Genomic DNA, 18,374 nt, shown 5'->3' with positions numbered 1-18,374 from the left:
AATCTCTAATCGGTATTTTTAGTTCGTTTTATGTTGCTATTAAATAGCGTACAAACTTACTATTTTATTAAATATAACTCAAAAATAGAGAAAAGTATCTCAATATTCGAGTTTTATTAACCAATAAAAACCCATTAAAACTCTGATTTTGAGTTCTAATGGGTCGATAAATATTTAGTAAAATAAACTTATAATGTGTCTACATTGTTTAAATCTTCGAATGCTTTTTTAAGTCTTTCTACAAATGCATCTTCACCTTTACGTAACCAAACACGAGGATCGTAGTACTTTTTGTTAGGTACATCACTTCCATCAGGGTTTCCGATTTGAGTTTGTAGATAATCCTTTTTATCTTGTACATAATCTCTAACACCGCTTAAAAACGCATATTGCATATCGGTATCAATATTCATTTTAATAACTCCGTAACCTATTGCTTCTCTAATTTCTTCTACTGTAGAACCAGATCCACCATGGAATACAAAATCAATATGATTGTGAGGTAAATTATGTTTTTTAGATAAGAATTCTTGAGAGTTCTTTAAGATTTTTGGTGTTAATTTTACGTTTCCTGGCTTATAAACACCATGAACATTACCAAAAGCAGCTGCAATAGAAAATTGATCACTTACTTTGCTTAATTCTTCGTAAGCATAAGCTACTTCTTCTGGTTGTGTGTATAACTTAGAATCATCTACATCAGTGTTATCAACACCATCTTCTTCTCCACCTGTAATACCTAATTCAATTTCTAAAGTCATACCAATTTTGCTCATGCGCTCAAGGTATGTTTTACAAATTGCTATATTTTCTTCTAAAGGTTCTTCAGATAAATCAATCATATGAGAACTATATAATGATTTTCCTGTTTCCTTGTAATGTTGTTCACTGGCATCTAATAAACCATCAATCCAAGGTAATAATTTCTTTGCACAATGGTCTGTATGTAAAATCACTGGAACACCGTAAGCTTCTGCCATAAGGTGAACATGTTTTGCGCCAGCAATAGAGCCTGCTATAGCTGATTTTTGATCTTCATTACTTAAGCTTTTACCTGCGTTAAATTGTGCTCCACCATTAGAAAATTGAATAATAACTGGTGCATTTAATGCTTTTGCAGTTTCTAAAACAGCATTTATAGTGTTAGAGCCAATGACATTTACAGCTGGTAAAGCATAGCCTTTTTCTTTAGCATGGTTAAAAATATTCTGAACTTCTTTTCCTGTGGCAACTCCAGGTTTAATATTATGACTCATAATTTTTTGAATTGAAATTTTATGTTATCAAAAATACGTAAAATTTCAGTATTTATGATGCCTAAACAGTTATAAAATGTCGAAAACGTTGTAGTGTGAAGGGAATAATATACTCGAGGATTTTTTCGGTTTTAATGCCTAACAATCAAAAAATGAATTCCTAAAAAGGATAATTGATACCGATATTATATACGGCGTTTCTGAAATTATAATCTCTAAACCATCGTTTATTCTCATCTAGTGAAGGGTCGTAAGTTTTAAAACCGGTATCAAAACGTAGTACAAAAAAATCGAAATCATAACGGATTCCAAAACCAGAACCTATTGCAATATCTTTTAAAGAATTAAAATTAGTAAATGTGGCTGCATCTTCTGTAACGTTATCTAAAACATTCCAAATATTACCAGCATCAATAAAAATAGCTCCTTGAAACGACCCAAGTAAACTAAATCGTTGTTCGGCACTTAAGTGAATTTTAAAGTTGGCTTCATTGAATTCATTAGTGGTTTGAGAGCTTCCTGGTCCTAAGTTATAAGCCGTCCAAGCTCTGTTGTCATTTGGGCCACCAGCGAAGAAACTCTCAGCAAAAGGAATACTGTTAGAGTTGCCATATGGAATAGCAATACCAGCATAGCTACGAAACGCTAAAACGTTTTTATTACCCAAATCGACATACTTAACGTAATCTATTTCTGACTTAATGTATTGCGAGAATGCGACGCCAAATACTTCGTAATTACCAGCGTCGTTTTTCGTGTTTCCTGTCATGCTCGAAATACTAGACAATAGATTTCCAGCTAATTCAATTCTCCACTTAATAACGGAGAAGTCGTTGTCAAAAATGTTTTTTCTTTTATCTTTTTTGTAATCGAAACTTGTTGAAAATATAAGGTTGTTTTCCGTAAGTCGTTCTTTTCGTTCTTCAATATTATTTACAGATAGATAATCATCATCACTCGATGTTAAACTTGTGTTACCACTTAAAACATCATTAATAAATATATTAGCAGGCGAATATTGATTTGTTAAACTTTCATCATAAAGGCTAGCGTCGCTATCAATATAACCAATGTCTCGGGCAATGCTATTTAGACTTGAAAAAGAATTGGTGTAAACCCCAAAGTAATTACTAGTGTTTAAATTTTTGACATAATTAATATTAAATAAGTCTACAGAATTAGTCACCGTAGTTGATGGAAACCAATTATAACTAAATATACCAGAAAGGGCTTGTTTATCTAATCCAATGTTTTGTTGGCTTGTTGCAGATAAGTTAATGATGGTATTAGGCGACATGTATTTAGGTATAATCTTATCTGTATTAAATGGGCTGAATAATCTCGGAATCGTTAAACGAATATTTCCTCCAAATTCATTAATATCAAAGAAAGAATCCTCTAGAACATTTCGAGTTTTAGACGCCCCGATGGCTGCGATACCTGATATTTCTAAGGACTCTGCGCCTCTAAAAACATTCCTTATTTTTAAACCTGTACCAAATGAGAATCCTATGGTTTGGATATTACTAGTGTTAATTTCAGGATCAAAACTTAAAGCATATTTCTTTTTGGGTTCTAAAAATATATTAGCCGTAAGGGTTGTGTCATTTTCGTTTTCAATAAAATCAATATTCGGATATCTAAACATTTGCAAATCGTTGAGATAGCGCGATGTTCTACTTCTTGCTAAATCGCTATAATTGTCGCCTGCATTAATGAAAACAGCATCGGTTAATGCCTTGGGTCTAAATTTTAATTTGTCTTTACTGTAAAGGGTAAAGCCTTTGTGAACTGTAGTATCTGAAATCGCTCTAAATCGATTTTCAAAATTGTCATCGGTAAAAATGTTGACTTCTTTAATTTTATAAATTTTAAACGGTGTCGTTGTTGTAGAATCGTCACCTCTAATGGTTCGGTTAGCTATAATTAAATCAGTATTTATTTTATGATTGGTGTCTATAGTATCCATTTCAAAACGGACATAATCTTGCCCAAAATAATAAAAACCAGTATTTCTTAAGTATGTGTTGATGCGTTCACGCTCGTTTTCGTAATTCTGTTCATCATATTGCTCTCCTTTTTTTAGTAAGGTCGCTTTAATGAGTTTTCTATAAATAGAATCTATTGCCGGACTGCTTATTGAAGGTTTTAAAGAGTCTAAAATATAAGGTTTCTTTTTTGTAACATTATAAGTTACTTGGGCCAACTTAGTACTGTCTTTTTCTACATTGTAAGTCACCTCGTTATTAAACCAACCCTTGCTGTAATAATATTTCCTTAAGTTTTTAGACGTTTTTATGGTTTGATCTTCATTGTAAATAACAGGAGCTTCACCTGTTCGCTTTAACCAAGCATTAAAATCGCGTCGTGATTCTATTTGTTTATCAAATTGCTTTTTAGAAAGTAAAGCTATTCTTCGTTTTACTTTAGTAGAATCACTTAAAACGTTAGCATTTATAATAGAATCGATGTTTGGTCTAGCCAAATTATACACATGAAGTTTTAAAGGAAAGCCTAAAAACTTTCGCATACCAGAGTTTACCTTTTGCGAAATTATATTATTAATACGTTCGTCAGAGACATGAACACTATCTTCTAGAATTGTATTATTAGTAATAAGATGATTTCCGGCCTTAACTCGTTTTGCAATATTACAAGAACTTACCATTAGTACGCATAGCAACAGTATCATATAGCGATACAATGACTTTGAGATTGTAATTGATATTAAATTGAATTTTTGCAAACTTAAAAGAGGTATCTTATTTAATTGATTGTTAGTGAAACAAAAATAATACCATTTCTCCTTTAGAAATAGCATAGTCAACTTAATTTCGAAACGATTTTAAATCAAAAAAGGTTTACTTTGTCTTTTTAAGCGTTTCGTCTAACAAATGTAAAGACATTTTAATGTTATCAAAGAATCAAATAAAGTTAATTAAGAGTTTAAGTCAAAAAAAAAGCAGACAACAAAACGGTCTGTTTATTGTTGAAGGCATAAAGGGAATTTCAGAATTTCTAAAGTCCGACTATAACTTGAAACATCTCTATACTACTGAATCTATTTTTGAGGCCTCAATTGATTTGATTTCGGAAATCTCAGAAGTTGAATTAAAAAAAATATCAGCACTTAAAAACCCAAATACAGCTTTAGCTATTTTTGAAATTCCAATAGAAATACCATCTCAAGACAATGGTTTAATTGTTGCTTTAGATGACGTCAGAGATCCTGGTAATTTAGGGACTATAATTAGACTTTGCGATTGGTACGGTATTAAAGATTTAGTGTGTAGTTTAAATACTGTAGATTGTTATAATTCTAAAGTAGTACAAGCAACGATGGGGTCTTTAACGCGTGTAAATGTGCAATATGTAGATTTAGAGGACTATTTAGAATCTCGTAAAACAGAAGTGTTTGGTACGCTTTTAGCTGGTGAAAACATTTATACCACAACATTGCCAAATGAAGGTGTTATAATTCTCGGAAATGAAGCCAATGGGATTTCAGAAGCCATTAAAGAAAAAGTGAATAGAAAAATAACTATTCCTCAATTTGGTACAGTTAAGGAAACGGAAAGTTTAAATGTTGCTAATGCAACAGCAATATTGTTAAGTGAGTTTAGACGCCGGACTATTGAAAAGTAAAATTGATAAAAACACCTCTAGTTTGCATTTGTGAGATGTTGCTTGTCCACGGACTATCAGGATCAACATCTTGAATGATTTCGTCATTTAAAGAAAATATACCACGGATAGATGGTGTAAATTTAAAATAAGGTAGATAGAAATCAATACCAAAACCCAGTTCGTAGAAATAGGTGTTCTTAGTCATTCTAAACTCTCCAGAACTATTATCATTAGGGTTGTCTTCATTACTAGATAAGTTTAAAGCCGTAGAAAATCCACCAACAATAAAAGGTTTAAAATTATTAATACGTTTTGTCGATATTTTTAATAACAAAGGAATATGCACGTATGTGGATTTTACTTCTCGCAATAAATCCGAGTCATTAAATGTTGTACCCTGAAAATAGCTTTCATCGTAATTTAAGTTTCTTGTCGTGAAAAATACTCCTGGTTCAAGTCTTAAATTCATGTATTCATTAATACGCATGTCACCAATAAGTCCTAGGTGAAACCCAAAAGTTTTATCCACTAAGACATCTTCTAAATTTTCATAATAGTCGAAATTAAAGTCGTATTGGTTAAAACCTAAAAAATAACCCCAAGTCAAAAACTTTTGATCAATATTATCTACAGCATTTGCTACTTTTTCTTTTGTAAAAAGTTGAGCAGACATGCTTTGAAATGCGAGTATAAATACTAAAAGAAAAAAGAAACGCTTCATTACTATACTTTAGATGCTGAATAAATAGTTGCCACTCCCATCGTTTGTGGTTTGTGTTCCACATTAATAAACCCAATTTTTCTTAAAATATTGTTTAAGGCCTCTCCGTAAGGAAAAAGAGATGCTGATTCGCTTAGATAACTATAAGCTACTTTATCTTTTGAAAAGAGTTTTCCTATGGTTGGCATAATTAGTTTGCAATGTACGTTGTAACCCGCTTTATAAAAAGGATTTGTAGGTACAGAAGTTTCGAGAATAACAAAGATACCATTTGGTTTTAGCACTCTTAAAATTTCTGCAAGTCCTTTTTCTAAGTGTTCAAAATTACGAACACCAAAAGCTACGGTTATGGCATCAAAGGTATTGTCTTCAAAAGGTAAATCTTCAGAGTCACCAATAATCATAGAAATAACACCGTCTAAATTTTTAGAGCTAATTTTTTTACGACCAACTTCTAGCATGCCATCGCTAATATCTAAACCAATAATTTCTTTAGCGTTTGTAGAGGTTAAACTAATCGCTAAATCTCCAGTTCCTGTTGCGATGTCTAAAATATTTTCTGGTTTGGTTTTGGCAACCATTTCTACAACCTTATTTCTCCATTTTACATCTATTCCAAAAGAAATCACACGGTTTAAACCATCATATTCATTAGAAATGGTATCGAACATTTTAGTGACCTGATCTTTTTTAGATTGGTCGCTGTCCTTATATGGGTTTACTTTTTCAGCCATAAAAATTTTTGGCAAATATACTAAGAAGTTATAAGGGGAGCTAAAACTTATAAGTTTATCAGTACCTAAAGTGTTTAAAGTTGTACCTAGTTAGAAGTTCTTAGTATATTTGTACTCTTATTTCAAAGAAATATAATGAAAATAATAATCGCAGGTGCAGGTGAAGTAGGATTTCATTTGGCGAAACTTTTATCCTACGAATCACAAGAAATCACTTTAATTGATACAAAGAAAGATAGTTTAGGATATGCTGCTGAGCACTTGGATATTAGAACTATTAAGGGAGATGCTACCTCTATTTCAATTTTAAGAGATGCGCGTATAGATACAGCAGCTTTATTTATTGCTGTAACATCTTCAGAAACTACAAATATTACGGCTTGTGTTTTAGCGAAACAGTTAGGTGCAAAACGAACGATTGCACGTATTTCAAATACTGAATTTATTGATAATAAAGAAACTGTTGGGTTTTCGAAATTTGGAATTGATGAATTGATTTCACCAGAATCTTTAGCGGCCTCAGAAATAGGATTACTTTTAAATCAGTACGGTTTTAATGATACCTATGAGTTTGAAGACGGAGCATTAACCATGCTAGGTTTGCGTTTGTCTAGAACAGCAACTTTTGTGGATAAAACGGTGAAAGAAGCGGCGGAAATTTATCCGGAATTAAATTTTATTCCTATTGCAATTCAGCGTTTAGGGACACAATACACTATCATTCCACGTGGTGATACCATTTTTAAAGAAGGAGATAAAGTTGTTTTTATGACGTCTAAAGGAGGTGATGATGAGTTATTTAAATTATCAGGAAAAGTTAAAGTTGCGATTAAGAATGTTATGATTCTTGGTGGGAGCCAAATTGGTTTTCAAACAGCTAAGGATTTGTGTTCAAGCAAGTTTAATGTTAAGTTAGTTGAAAGTAGGAGAGGTAAAGCTGAGGAATTGGCTGAAGACGTTCCAAATGCTTTAGTTATTTGTGGTGATGGTAGAAATGTAGATATTTTAGATGAAGAAAATATCTCGGATATGGATGCCTTTATTGCCGTAACGGGTAATTCAGAAACCAATATTATGTCTTGTCTGTTAGCGAAATCTAAAGGCGTAAAGAAAACTATTGCCTTGGTTGAAAATATGGATTATTATCAATTATCACAATCTATTGGAATTGATACCTTAATCAATAAAAAATTATTAGCAGCAAACAATATCTTTAGGTATATAAGAAAAGGCGAGGTGGTTGCTATGACCAAGTTAACCAACATGAATGCTGAACTTTTAGAGTTTGTTGTGAAACCAAAATCTAAAATCACGAATAAGGTTATTAAAGACGTGAAATTTCCGAAATCTGCTATTATTGGCGGAGTGATTAGAGATGGAAAAGGATCAATACCATTAGGGAGTTTCAAAATTCAACCTGGGGATCGGGTTGTGGTTTGTTGTTTACCACGGTCTATTTCTGAAGTAGAACGTTTTTTCTCGTAATAGCGATATGTCTAGAATAAAACTTAATTATAAAATCATTTTTCACTTCTTTGGATTGCTATTAATGTTTAATGGTGGCTTTATGCTTACTGCAACATTAATAAGTCTTATCTACAAAGACGGTGTCACTTTCGAATTATTTTTAGCAGGTCTCGTAACCCTTTTAATAGGAGGTTTGGCAATGTATAGAACAAAGGGCCATCGCAAGGAGATGAATAAACGCGAAGGCTATATTATTGTTGCTTTTGGTTGGATTGTAATGTCACTTACAGGGACACTGCCGTATATAGCCACTGGAGCTATTCCTTCTTTTACCGATGCTTTTTTTGAAACCATGTCTGGTTATACGACGACTGGTGCTAGTATTTTAAATGATATTGAAATCATTCCTGAAGGCGTTTTGTTTTGGAGAAGTATGACGCATTGGATTGGTGGTATGGGTATTATCGTTTTGGCGATTGCAATATTACCATTATTAGGAGTAGGTGGTATGCAATTGTTTACTGCAGAAGCTCCAGGGCCTAGTGCAGATAAATTACATCCAAGAATTACAGATACAGCAAAACGATTATGGCTTATTTATGTGGGATATACAGTTGCTGAAACTGTATTGTTACAACTTGCTGGTATGTCCTTCTTCGATGCCATAAACCATGCGTTGAGTACATTATCTACGGGAGGTTTTTCTACTAAAAATGCGAGTGTTGCCTATTGGAATGATAATCCTTTGATACAATACATTATTATATTCTTTATGTTTTTAGCTGGTACTAATTTTGTGCTGAGTTATTATCTATTTAAAGGAAAAGTGTCTAAAATTTTAAAAGATGAAGAGTTTAAACTCTACTTTAAATTTATTGTCATTTTCACGCTTATCGCGGCCGTTTTAATCTATTTTAAAGCCGATGTGTCTCAGTCCACTATAATTCATCCAATGGTTTTAGGTGAAGCGGAAAGTGCGTTAAGACACGCGTTGTTTCAGGTGTTATCTGTAATTACAACAACAGGTTTTATAAGTGCGGATTATACCATGTGGACACCCTTTTTAACCGTTTTCTTTTTTGGAATGATGTTTTTAGGTGGTTCTGCCGGAAGTACCTCTGGTGGTGTAAAAGTAATGCGTCAATTGATTTTAATTAAAAACAGTTTTTTAGAATTTAAGCGTGCTTTACATCCTAATGCTATTATACCTGTGCGCTATAATGGTAAATCGGTATCTAAAGATATTGTATTTAACGTACTTGGATTTTTTATTCTTTATATGTTGTCCTTTATTGTTGGAGCCTTAGTGTTTTCTATGTTTGATATGGATTTTACATCTGCGATCGGATTGTCAGCATCTAGTTTAGGAAACGTCGGGCCTGCTTTGGGTGATTTTGGACCTGTAAATAATTATGCTGCATTACCACCTTTAGGAAAATGGTGGGCGTCTTTTTTAATGCTTATTGGTCGATTGGAATTGTTTACCGTTCTGATATTATTGACTCCTTTCTTTTGGAGGAATAGATAAATTTTTCAACTTTTTTAAGATTTTTTTAAAACATAGCTAGCCTATATTTTTACTAATACTTTGTGAGTTTGTAATGCTCAAATTCCCGATATACTTGAAACACCAGCTGTAACATTTATATGGATTGTACGTCTTATTTGTATAATCAATTAAAATCATCAATCATGGAATTAGCATTAAACACCACATTAGAATTTGTACCAGAACCCATTGCGGTATCTCATTTTACAACACAAGGATTATTAAATTCAAATTACAAATCCATAGTGAAACAAAACTTTAGAACGTTAGCTTCAAAATCTGTATTTGGAATTAGACAACGCTCAAAATCTATTCAATTCAATACGGTAAATCATACAGCTGTTATCTTAAAATTAGCTGTATTTGCCATCTTTCTCATCGCTCTATTTTAAGCGTATACACTGATCCTTTTAACTGACACAGTTTTGTGTCTTTTATAACCTATATAGCACATGTTACATTATGTATTGATGTGAATCCTTATACCTCAGTTTTAAATTTAAAACCTAAAGAATTATGCCTTCTAACTCAATGAACGTTATTAACTATAATCGAAGTCAACTTCCACAGCGCGATAAGTTTAAGAATGTGCTTGGTGGTTATAAATCAGATCGTAAAACGGAATATAATTTGCCTAAAGCGACAACGAAGCAGCTTAAGGAAATGGGGAAACGATTACGAGAAGAACGAAAAGTGAGGATGCTAAAAGTAATCGTACTTACTTTTGTTTTATTACTTGTTTTTTATTGCGTCTTAGTATATTCTATGGATGGTATGATAGAATTATTAAGCTAGGTTTTAACTAATAATGAAAAGTCCATCTCTTAAATTTAAGGGATTGTAAGTGGTGGTTAATATTCGTAATATTTTACGAGCTTTACGGTGAAAATCCTATTTTTATTCATTTATTTTGATTATTTCGTAAATTATTTCGTATTTTCAACATTAACAATAGTTACTTAAACAGTTTTATATATGAAAGCTAGAATGACAAATGATATGGAAGATAAAACAGTACGCGCGAAGCGTTCACATTTTACAACTAAAGGTTTATTGAACTCCGATTATAAGCGCACTGTAAAATCTAATTTCAAAAGAGCAAGTAAAAAATCCCTATTTGGTATTAAGCAAAGAGTTAAATCACCTAGAATGTGTAAAACTAGCCATGCAACTTCTATGGTATTGAAAGTCTCTGTATTTGCAAGCGTTGCACTTGTGGCTTGTGTTTAAATATTGTTTGGTGTTTTTTTATAAAACAATTTAGTTAAAATAAGGCATAAAAAAAGTTGCAACATATAATGTTACAACTTTTGTCTTAAAATAGCTTATTATATATTTAGCTCAATGCTGTCTTAATACGTTTAATAGCTTCAATAATCTCTTTCTGTGATGCTGCATAAGAAATTCGGATACAATCCTTATTTCCAAAAGCTTCACCTGTAACAGTGGCAACTAAAGCTTCCTCAAGTAAAAATAGAGAAAAATCAGAGGCGTTATTTATTGTTTTTCCCTTTATAGTCTTTCCAAAGTATGAAGAGATATTAGGGAACACATAAAATGCTCCTTCTGGCTCATTGGTTTTAAAACCGTCGATTTCGCTCAATAAATTTAATATAAGAGAACGTCTTTCTTTAAATTCATCAACCATATACTTAATGCTTGATGGATCTGCTTCTAAAGCGGTAATTACGGCACGTTGCGCAATACAATTGGCACCACTCGTAATTTGACCTTGCATTTTGTTACATGCTCTAGCGATCCAATCTGGTGCTCCGATGTAACCAATTCTCCAACCTGTCATGGCAAATGCCTTAGACACTCCATTTACGGTTATAGTTCTATCAAACATGTCTTCAAATTCAGCCATACTAAAATGACCTCCTTTAAAATTAATATGTTCATATATTTCGTCTGAAACGATATAAATATTTGGGTGCTTTTTCAACACATCAGCTAAAGCTCTTAATTCAGCTTTGCTATAAACAGAACCACTTGGGTTACAAGGAGAACTGTACCAAATCATTTTAGTTTTTGGTGTAATGGCAGCTTCTAGTTGCTCGGCTGTCATTTTAAAATCATTATCAATTGAGGTTTGAACTTCCACAGGAACTCCATCGCTTAATTTTACAATATCACTATAACTCACCCAATACGGACAAGGTAAAATAACTTCGTCTCCAGGATTAAGCATTACAGCAGCTATATTAGCTAATGATTGTTTTGCACCTGTAGAAACGACAACTTGTGGTAAGGTATAGTTAAGGTTATTGTCCCGTTTAAATTTTGTAATAATCGCCTCTTTCAATTCTACATAACCATCTACAGGGGTATAGCTATTGTAGTTTTGGTTGATGGCTTCAATCGCAGCATCTTTAATAAAATCAGGTGTATTAAAATCTGGTTCTCCCAAACTTAATCCAATAATGTCTTTTCCTTCTGCTCTAAGTTCTCTAGCTTTTGCTGCCATAGCAAGCGTAGCTGAGGTGGCTAGATTATTAATTCTATCCGATAGTTGATTCATTGTGGTTGGTTGTTTTAAAACTGGAACTTATATTATGCCATACTTGGCTTTCTACCTAATTCTTTTAGTTGTTGATAATGCTCTGAAATAGCAGTCCAAATAGAATTATATTCGTTATAAGGTAAACTAAATTCATGTGCTGTTTCTCTTACGATATCTGCTATGTTTTTATAGTGAACATGACTAATATTTGAAAACAAATGATGTTCAACTTGTCTATTTAAACCTCCAGTATAAAACTCAACAATCCAACTTTTAGGTGAAAAATTAGACGTTGTAAATAATTGGTGAATTGCCCAAGTATTTTTCATGTTTCCATTTTCGTCTGGTATAGGCATTTCTGTATTTGGCATAACGTGTGCTAATTGAAAAACAACACTTAGAATCATACCAGCTGTATAATGCATAATTAAAAATCCGATTAATACTTGCCACCATGCATAACCTAAAACCAATGGTAATACAACCCAAATAGAATAGTATAATATCTTACCAATAATTAATTTCGTCCATTGTGTCGCAGGATTAGGAAATTCACCATAAGATAATTTTCTTTTAAGGTATTGGTACGTTTGCTTAAAATCTGTTGTAATCGCCCAATTCACAGTTAGTAATCCGTATAATAAGAAGGCGTAATATTTTTGGTATTTATGAATCTTTAACCATTTAGCATGTTTAGAAAAACGAATTATTCGTCCGGCATCAATGTCTTCATCATGGCCTTGAATATTGGTATAGGTGTGGTGTAGTACATTGTGTTGTACTTTCCAATTGTAATCGTTGCCAGCTAATATATGAATACTGCTTCCCATCAATTTGTTTACCCATTCTTTACTAGAAAAGGAACCATGGTTGGCATCGTGCATAACATTCATGCCCACTCCTGCCATTCCAACACCAATAATCATCATGGATATAATTTGAAGCCATACAGGTATGTTGTCAACCGTTAATAATACTACTAATGGTCCAAGTAATAATGTAAACATTATTATAGCCTTTGTGTATAGTTTCCAGTTTCCTGTTTTTTTTATATTGTTGTCTTTGAAGTAACTATTAACGCGTTTGTTAAGTGTTCTGAAGAACTTTGCAGAATCCGTTCGAGAGAATTTTACGGTTTGTTGTGCCATTTAATCAGTTTTTTATATTATAACGTTAGGGATTGTAAATCATTATAACAATGCAAAGATAGTTAATAAATAAAAAGCAACCTTATTCGACGAACGTTAAATTATGCAGATTAAAATTAAGTATTTTTGCTAAAATTTTTAAAAATGGAATTGATCTTAAAATACTTCCCAAATTTAACTGAAACTCAAATTCAACAATTTGAAGCTTTAGAAGCGTTATACAAAGATTGGAATAGTAAAATCAACGTGATTTCTCGTAAAGATATTGATGAGTTATATTTAAGACATGTCTTACATTCTCTAGGTATTGCTAAAGTGATCAACTTTGCACCAGGTTCTTCAATTTTAGATGTTGGTACAGGTGGAGGATTTCCGGGAGTGCCTTTGGCGATTTTGTTTCCAGAATGTCAATTTCATTTGGTAGATAGTATCAATAAAAAGCTAAAAGTTATTAATGCAGTTGCTGAAGAATTAGAACTTACTAATATAAAAACAACGCATAGTAGAGTAGAAGCTATAGATGAAACTTACGATTTTATTGTAAGTAGAGCTGTAACGACGATGCCAGAATTTACGACTTGGGTAAAAGGAAAAGTAGCCCGTACTCAGAAAAATGAGTTGAAAAATGGTATCCTTTATTTAAAAGGAGGTGATTTAACTGAGGAATTGAAGCAGTATAAAACGGTTAAAGCATTCTTGCTTTCTGATTATTTTGATGAAGCGTTTTTTGAAACTAAAAAGGTAATTCATTTACCATTAAAATTCAAAGCTTAATAAGTAGTAGTTTTGGGGTTGTCTAAATACTACTTTTAGAAACAGACTGTTGACCTATGTTTAGTATTGAGAAATTCACGAGCTAAAAATTTATGACGCTGAAATGCGTTAATCAAATAGATGTATTTTTTAAATTATATCGATCTCATTTTAAAATTTATTCAACAATGATTTTATCAAATTCTATTAAAACTGCTGTACTTCTATTTATGGTCAGCGTTTTCTTTATGCCTTTAAATTTGGACGCCCAACAAGACACCATTTATTACAACAGGTCTTGGAAACACACTATAAAAGATAGTGCTATTTTTTTTAGGCCACCAGTTAAAAAAGAGGGTGATTTTTATAGGGTTGAAGATTATTACATTTCGGGCCAAAAGCAAATGAGCGGATTGTCTAAGTATGAAGATAAGGATTTTTGGGTAGAAAAAGTGAGCTGGTTTACGGAAGACGGCAAGTTATACCAACAAGGTAATTACACCAAAAACAGATTAGATGGAGAGTTTATTACCTTTTTAAATGACAAGAAATTAAAGGCTATTTATAAAAATGGCCTGATCAAATCTGGTGCTCAGAATCATACTCAATTGACTAATCGCATTTATACTGAAGTTAAAAACGATACCGTAAAAGAGGTTGTGTATGACGATGATATAAACGGAATTCGTTACGAAAGTTTCAGAACGCTTAAAAAAGGTCATTTTAGAACGAAATACTACGATAAAAAAGGGGATGCCATTGGTGAAATTAATACTCTAAAAAATGGATTTCGAAAAGGGGTTGAAGTGTTTTATTATTTTGACCCTATGCGAGTGAAGCAAATTAACTATTATCCGTTTGAGAGGTTGTTAGGTCACGAGGATTATTATCCTAATGGTCAGATTCGGACAAAATTCCAAACTGAACCAGAATATAAAAAGACATATTTTACTGAGGATGGAACCGAAATAGGAAGTGTTATTTACAATCTTCACAATGACTATTTAAAACCGATGGAAGGCACCGAAATTGTATTTTCGTACAGTTATAAGGAAGAGGTCATGGGGCAAATTTTGTCTTCTAGAACCTACAATAACGGTCTACTTGAAAAAGAAGAACTATACTATGATGGCGGTAAGATAAAATCCCTAACAACATATACTAACAACATTAAAGAGCTTCAAGTTAGTTATGATGAAGCAGGTAATGAGTTGTCTAGAATGATTTATAAAAGCTATTACCCATATACTGGTGTAGAAATTAAAGGAAACAAAACATCAACTTACAAAGAAGGGGAACTTATAGAGGAACTAAAATATTATACGGATACTAATGTTCTCTTTAGTAAAAAGAATAAAGAAGAAGAGGTCTTTTATAATAAAGATGGTGATGTATTGGGAATCTTAAAAGTGGAGTACAAAAATAGATATGCGCAACCTTTAAATGGTACACGTTACGAAATTGGTTACGATTCTAAAATTTCAAATATTGAAACTTATAAAGAAGGTAACGTTATTGAGCGGACTAAATTTATAACGAAACAAGTGGGTAAAGATAATTTAGTCGATTTTAAGGTCACCGAATACTATAATGCTGATCAATATAGTAAAACGAGAGAGGTAAACTATTACAGTAATGGGGCTAAACAAAGCGATATCACATACACGGATTATGATAAAACACTAGGGGAGTTTTACAATGACCAAAACGAATTAATAGGTACTTACGATTATGATAAAAAGCATGGTAAATTATATGAATTTTTCAATCTCTCAGATGAAATAAGGTTTATTAAAGAGGAAAAAAATGGTGATTTAGTGGCGTCAAAACGGTTTGATTATGGTGTGGGAAGAGCTTACGGCGTTATTGATCCTGTATTAATCGAAGACGTTGATGTTAACTGTTGTGCTACCTTCTTTGATAAGTATGGAGAGGTCTTAGCTACAGTTAATTTTAAAAACAAATTACCTTGGGATGGTGAAATGTACGATATGGCCTCAAGAGTTATGTACACTGTAAAAGAAGGAAAACGTAATGGAACTTATAAGAAGTTTAATTATAATCACGAAATTGTTCTAGAAGAGGGGCATTATGTGAATGATAAAAAAGAAGGCTCTTTTAATCTTTACAATCAGTCTGGTCTATTACAATTTACAAGCACGTATAAGAACGATATTTTAGAGGGGAAATCTATCAATTATAACGAAGACGGAAAAGAGGTCTCTAGCATTATATATAAAGACGGAAAGCCTTTTGAAGGCACTAAGGTGCTACCTGTAGGTTATAATAGTAAGTCTACGCAAGAAATTTATAAAAATGGTCTCATTACGAAACGTATTTCTTATGATCTCCATGGCAAAAATGTGTCAACCTATAAAGATGGAGAGCTTGCTGAAACAATAGCATATCATATAGATTCTAATCATAAGCGATTACAATATTCCTTAAATAAAAATTATATTGATGGTGAAGTCATTCGTTATGATAAAAACGGAAAAGAGCAACATCGTGGCGTAGTAAAAAACTATAAATTAGAATCGGGTGTCATTTATTTATCGGCCCATAGTTTATATGACAACAGGGTGGCCTATATTATCTTAAAACGAAAAGAGGATATCGTACAATTAACTTTAGTTGGCGAAAAAGAAGAAACGCTCTTTTACGCTGAAGAAAAAGTGGAAGAAGGTTACGGCACGAAATACATTGATAAATTAAATGTCTACATCGATTACCTGCACCCAGAATCATTATACTAAAAGCTATAATTTGTAGGGCAAAAAAAAAGACCGTTTAAACTTATTTAAACGGTCTTTTTTTAGTGGAAATAGGAACTTTATTTGCTGACTATAAATCGGGTTGTAAACGTACTAACTTCACTGGTGATATTTAAAATGTAAAAACCTGAGTTTAAATTAATAGTTATAACATCTCTGCCTGTTAATTCTTTAGAGGAACTGTAAACAATTTTCCCTGTTAAGTCACTGATTAAAATAGAGGCTTTACTATTTAGATTAGAAAGAAGTACTAATTCATTTTTAATAGGATTTTTCTCTAGTTTTACGGAATATAATTCTGAATCAGAAACGCGTAATGGTATATTTAATATTTCGTCTAAAGCAAAAGCGACATTGGCTTCGGTAAGTTGAACATGTGGTTCATTATCGTTTGGGGTAAATGTATTGGCGAAGGGCGTGTCCGTTGTTGGGTTAGAACCCTCTAAATCTATGGTATGGTTCCAATTTATTTCGTCATTTGCAAACGCTACTGCTAAAGCACTAACTGAAGGGATAAAATTAAATTTATCGATAGCGAGGGCATTTACAAAATCGCCTGCAACTCCTCCGTCGGCTCCTAACTCACCAGTAAATCCGGATAAATCAAATAAACCTCCTGGCGCAGCATCTACACCATCAGAATAACTAAAAGATTCACTTTCTGCTTCAGAACCTTCAATTTCAGATCCAAATAATTCTATTGAAATACTACTAACGGTATTTGTTTCTCCTGCCTCCGGAGTAAAATTCACATCAATTATAATGTTAGCTGTAAAAATAGAAAAAGGAACATCTAGTGTGGTGCTTATTACGGGATAGTTATTGGTAACCGTTGGTCCAGAATTCCCTATAGCGAAGTACGGATTGTTAATGCCACTTCCGTTAATTATTGAGACGTTTCTTGTCATCTCTGGAAATCCAGATGGGGTTAATGCATTAATATTAGTATCAAATATACCTCTGAAAGGATGTGCTACGGGTAATTTAAGTGCTGGATCAAACGATACTAAATCTGCTCCAGATAAATGAGCTTCTAAATGATCTGTCAGTAATTGTCTTGCTGCTGCGGATTTTAATAGTCCATTTATTAAAGGTTGTACTTCTGCAACTCCAGTGGTGTTATTATTGGCTAAAAAGTTTAATTGATGTTGTAAGCCAATTGGGACATTTGCTCCATGATGAGGAGAATCAAAAGAGATGTAAAGTCTGGTATCTGCATCTATTGAATTTGCTTCCATGTAATTTAATGCATAACGCGCAATTACTCCACCCATGCTTGGGCCAATAATTACATTTTGTTCAGGGCTGTTTCCAGCTTTATCTGCGTTTATAGTTTCAATAAGTTCTACTAGTATCATAGCATTACGTTCCATAAAATCAGCTCCTCCATCTACAGTTGCACCATCAGCTGTTCTTGTATATGTAGGAAAGTTTAAGATGATAACGTCAAATCCTTCAGCTCTTACCAAGTCTGCTAAATTTTGATTTCCGGCTGTTCCTACAAAGTCTAATGAGTTATATAAGCCATTGATATCTCTTGCGTCTCCGGGATCAAAACCATCAACTACAAAAATAGGTTGGTCTAAAATGTTATCTGGACTTAGAAATATTTGATATTCACCTTCGCCAGGATAGTTTGTGGCTTCTCCATAAGCAGATAAATCTGGAGTAATTCCAGAAGTTATCGAAATTTGAGCAACACTTAGAAAAGGTAACAATAATAAAAGAATAAAGTAATGTTTTTTCATAAGTACAGAATTTGAATTGTTATCTCGAAAAGATACAAACTTTGATTTGTAAATTGCTGATTATAAATGTGATTTCTATTAAAAGCAAAAAAAA

The 18,374-nt window shown here is 32.7% G+C and carries 15 protein-coding genes; 8 read left to right on the top strand and 7 right to left on the bottom strand.

Going from position 1 to position 18,374, the window contains the following annotated elements:
- Window positions 1-188: 188 nt before the first annotated feature.
- Both fbaA and tamL read right to left on the bottom strand, forming a co-directional pair.
- Entirely contained in the window at window positions 189-1,256 is a 1,068-nt protein-coding gene (gene fbaA, locus DFQ09_RS01250; protein WP_115807774.1) for a class II fructose-bisphosphate aldolase, read from the bottom strand.
- Between the two features lie 160 nt (window positions 1,257-1,416).
- Window positions 1,417-3,948: a translocation and assembly module lipoprotein TamL gene (gene tamL, locus DFQ09_RS01245; RefSeq protein ID WP_181897127.1), complete on the bottom strand. Its 2,532-nt coding sequence runs from the start codon at window positions 3,946-3,948 to the stop codon at window positions 1,417-1,419.
- A 218-nt stretch (window positions 3,949-4,166) separates the two neighbouring features.
- Here tamL and DFQ09_RS01240 point away from each other — a divergent pair, with 218 nt between their 5' ends.
- Complete coding sequence (locus DFQ09_RS01240) at window positions 4,167-4,901, top strand: TrmH family RNA methyltransferase (RefSeq protein ID WP_115807772.1); 735 nt, start codon at window positions 4,167-4,169, stop codon at window positions 4,899-4,901.
- Here the strand turns inward: DFQ09_RS01240 and porT are convergent.
- Complete coding sequence (porT, locus tag DFQ09_RS01235) at window positions 4,888-5,604, bottom strand: type IX secretion/gliding motility protein PorT/SprT (RefSeq protein WP_115807771.1); 717 nt, start codon at window positions 5,602-5,604, stop codon at window positions 4,888-4,890. The genes DFQ09_RS01240 and porT overlap by 14 nt on opposite strands.
- 2 nt (window positions 5,605-5,606) lie before the next feature.
- Window positions 5,607-6,338 (bottom strand): bifunctional demethylmenaquinone methyltransferase/2-methoxy-6-polyprenyl-1,4-benzoquinol methylase UbiE, encoded by a 732-nt coding sequence (ubiE, locus tag DFQ09_RS01230; RefSeq protein WP_115807770.1) that lies wholly within the window; start codon window positions 6,336-6,338, stop codon window positions 5,607-5,609.
- Between the two features lie 135 nt (window positions 6,339-6,473).
- On the opposite strand from ubiE, the gene trkA reads away from it, so the two are divergent.
- The 5 genes from trkA to DFQ09_RS01205 all read left to right on the top strand — a co-directional run bounded on the left by trkA (window position 6,474) and on the right by DFQ09_RS01205 (window position 10,584).
- Complete coding sequence (trkA, locus tag DFQ09_RS01225) at window positions 6,474-7,823, top strand: Trk system potassium transporter TrkA (RefSeq protein ID WP_115807769.1); 1,350 nt, start codon at window positions 6,474-6,476, stop codon at window positions 7,821-7,823.
- 7 nt (window positions 7,824-7,830) lie between these two features.
- Window positions 7,831-9,333 (top strand): TrkH family potassium uptake protein, encoded by a 1,503-nt coding sequence (locus DFQ09_RS01220; RefSeq protein WP_181897126.1) that lies wholly within the window; start codon window positions 7,831-7,833, stop codon window positions 9,331-9,333.
- 164 nt (window positions 9,334-9,497) lie between these two features.
- Window positions 9,498-9,746 carry a hypothetical protein gene (locus tag DFQ09_RS01215; RefSeq protein ID WP_115807767.1) on the top strand — a complete coding sequence of 83 codons (249 nt, stop codon included), beginning with the start codon at window positions 9,498-9,500 and terminating at the stop codon, window positions 9,744-9,746.
- Between the two features lie 124 nt (window positions 9,747-9,870).
- Window positions 9,871-10,149 (top strand): hypothetical protein, encoded by a 279-nt coding sequence (locus DFQ09_RS01210; protein WP_147298303.1) that lies wholly within the window; start codon window positions 9,871-9,873, stop codon window positions 10,147-10,149.
- Between the two features lie 180 nt (window positions 10,150-10,329).
- Window positions 10,330-10,584: a hypothetical protein gene (locus DFQ09_RS01205; protein WP_115807765.1), complete on the top strand. Its 255-nt coding sequence runs from the start codon at window positions 10,330-10,332 to the stop codon at window positions 10,582-10,584.
- 106 nt (window positions 10,585-10,690) lie between these two features.
- Here DFQ09_RS01205 and DFQ09_RS01200 read toward each other — a convergent pair whose 3' ends face one another.
- Both DFQ09_RS01200 and DFQ09_RS01195 read right to left on the bottom strand, forming a co-directional pair.
- The gene (locus tag DFQ09_RS01200; protein ID WP_115807764.1) at window positions 10,691-11,875 is read right to left on the bottom strand and encodes a pyridoxal phosphate-dependent aminotransferase; all 1,185 of its coding nucleotides are present in this window, start codon (window positions 11,873-11,875) and stop codon (window positions 10,691-10,693) included.
- Window positions 11,876-11,907: 32 nt separating this feature from the next.
- On the bottom strand, window positions 11,908-13,005 hold the full coding sequence (locus DFQ09_RS01195) for a fatty acid desaturase family protein (RefSeq protein WP_115807763.1): 1,098 nt from the start codon (window positions 13,003-13,005) through the stop codon (window positions 11,908-11,910).
- Between the two features lie 144 nt (window positions 13,006-13,149).
- Between DFQ09_RS01195 and rsmG the strand changes: the two genes are divergently transcribed.
- Together rsmG and DFQ09_RS01185 are read left to right on the top strand one after the other, a co-directional pair.
- Window positions 13,150-13,779 (top strand): 16S rRNA (guanine(527)-N(7))-methyltransferase RsmG, encoded by a 630-nt coding sequence (rsmG, locus tag DFQ09_RS01190; RefSeq protein WP_115807762.1) that lies wholly within the window; start codon window positions 13,150-13,152, stop codon window positions 13,777-13,779.
- A gap of 167 nt (window positions 13,780-13,946) precedes the next feature.
- Window positions 13,947-16,514, top strand: a complete 2,568-nt coding sequence (locus DFQ09_RS01185; protein ID WP_115807761.1) for a toxin-antitoxin system YwqK family antitoxin — start codon at window positions 13,947-13,949, stop codon at window positions 16,512-16,514.
- Between the two features lie 77 nt (window positions 16,515-16,591).
- On the opposite strand, the gene DFQ09_RS01180 is transcribed toward DFQ09_RS01185, so the two are convergent.
- Entirely contained in the window at window positions 16,592-18,280 is a 1,689-nt protein-coding gene (locus tag DFQ09_RS01180) for a T9SS type A sorting domain-containing protein (RefSeq protein ID WP_115807760.1), read from the bottom strand.
- Between the last annotated feature and the right edge of the window lie 94 nt (window positions 18,281-18,374).

It is taken from the genome of Winogradskyella pacifica, from assembly GCF_003386275.1.
GTDB lineage: Bacteria > Bacteroidota > Bacteroidia > Flavobacteriales > Flavobacteriaceae > Winogradskyella > Winogradskyella pacifica.
Note: the sequence above shows the minus strand (reverse complement) of the source record. Positions and strands in the feature narration are given on the sequence as shown.

Excerpts from the sequence above, each read along its gene's own strand:
- fbaA (WP_115807774.1), bottom strand. The coding sequence starts at position 1,256 with ATGAGTCATAATATTAAACCTGGAGTTGCCACAGGAAAAGAAGTTCAG.
- tamL (WP_181897127.1), bottom strand. The coding sequence starts at position 3,948 with ATGATACTGTTGCTATGCGTACTAATGGTAAGTTCTTGTAATATTGCA.
- DFQ09_RS01240 (WP_115807772.1), top strand. The coding sequence starts at position 4,167 with ATGTTATCAAAGAATCAAATAAAGTTAATTAAGAGTTTAAGTCAAAAA.
- porT (WP_115807771.1), bottom strand. The coding sequence starts at position 5,604 with ATGAAGCGTTTCTTTTTTCTTTTAGTATTTATACTCGCATTTCAAAGC.
- ubiE (WP_115807770.1), bottom strand. The coding sequence starts at position 6,338 with ATGGCTGAAAAAGTAAACCCATATAAGGACAGCGACCAATCTAAAAAA.
- trkA (WP_115807769.1), top strand. The coding sequence starts at position 6,474 with ATGAAAATAATAATCGCAGGTGCAGGTGAAGTAGGATTTCATTTGGCG.
- DFQ09_RS01220 (WP_181897126.1), top strand. The coding sequence starts at position 7,831 with ATGTCTAGAATAAAACTTAATTATAAAATCATTTTTCACTTCTTTGGA.
- DFQ09_RS01215 (WP_115807767.1), top strand. The coding sequence starts at position 9,498 with ATGGAATTAGCATTAAACACCACATTAGAATTTGTACCAGAACCCATT.
- DFQ09_RS01210 (WP_147298303.1), top strand. The coding sequence starts at position 9,871 with ATGCCTTCTAACTCAATGAACGTTATTAACTATAATCGAAGTCAACTT.
- DFQ09_RS01205 (WP_115807765.1), top strand. The coding sequence starts at position 10,330 with ATGAAAGCTAGAATGACAAATGATATGGAAGATAAAACAGTACGCGCG.
- DFQ09_RS01200 (WP_115807764.1), bottom strand. The coding sequence starts at position 11,875 with ATGAATCAACTATCGGATAGAATTAATAATCTAGCCACCTCAGCTACG.
- DFQ09_RS01195 (WP_115807763.1), bottom strand. The coding sequence starts at position 13,005 with ATGGCACAACAAACCGTAAAATTCTCTCGAACGGATTCTGCAAAGTTC.
- rsmG (WP_115807762.1), top strand. The coding sequence starts at position 13,150 with ATGGAATTGATCTTAAAATACTTCCCAAATTTAACTGAAACTCAAATT.
- DFQ09_RS01185 (WP_115807761.1), top strand. The coding sequence starts at position 13,947 with ATGATTTTATCAAATTCTATTAAAACTGCTGTACTTCTATTTATGGTC.
- DFQ09_RS01180 (WP_115807760.1), bottom strand. The coding sequence starts at position 18,280 with ATGAAAAAACATTACTTTATTCTTTTATTATTGTTACCTTTTCTAAGT.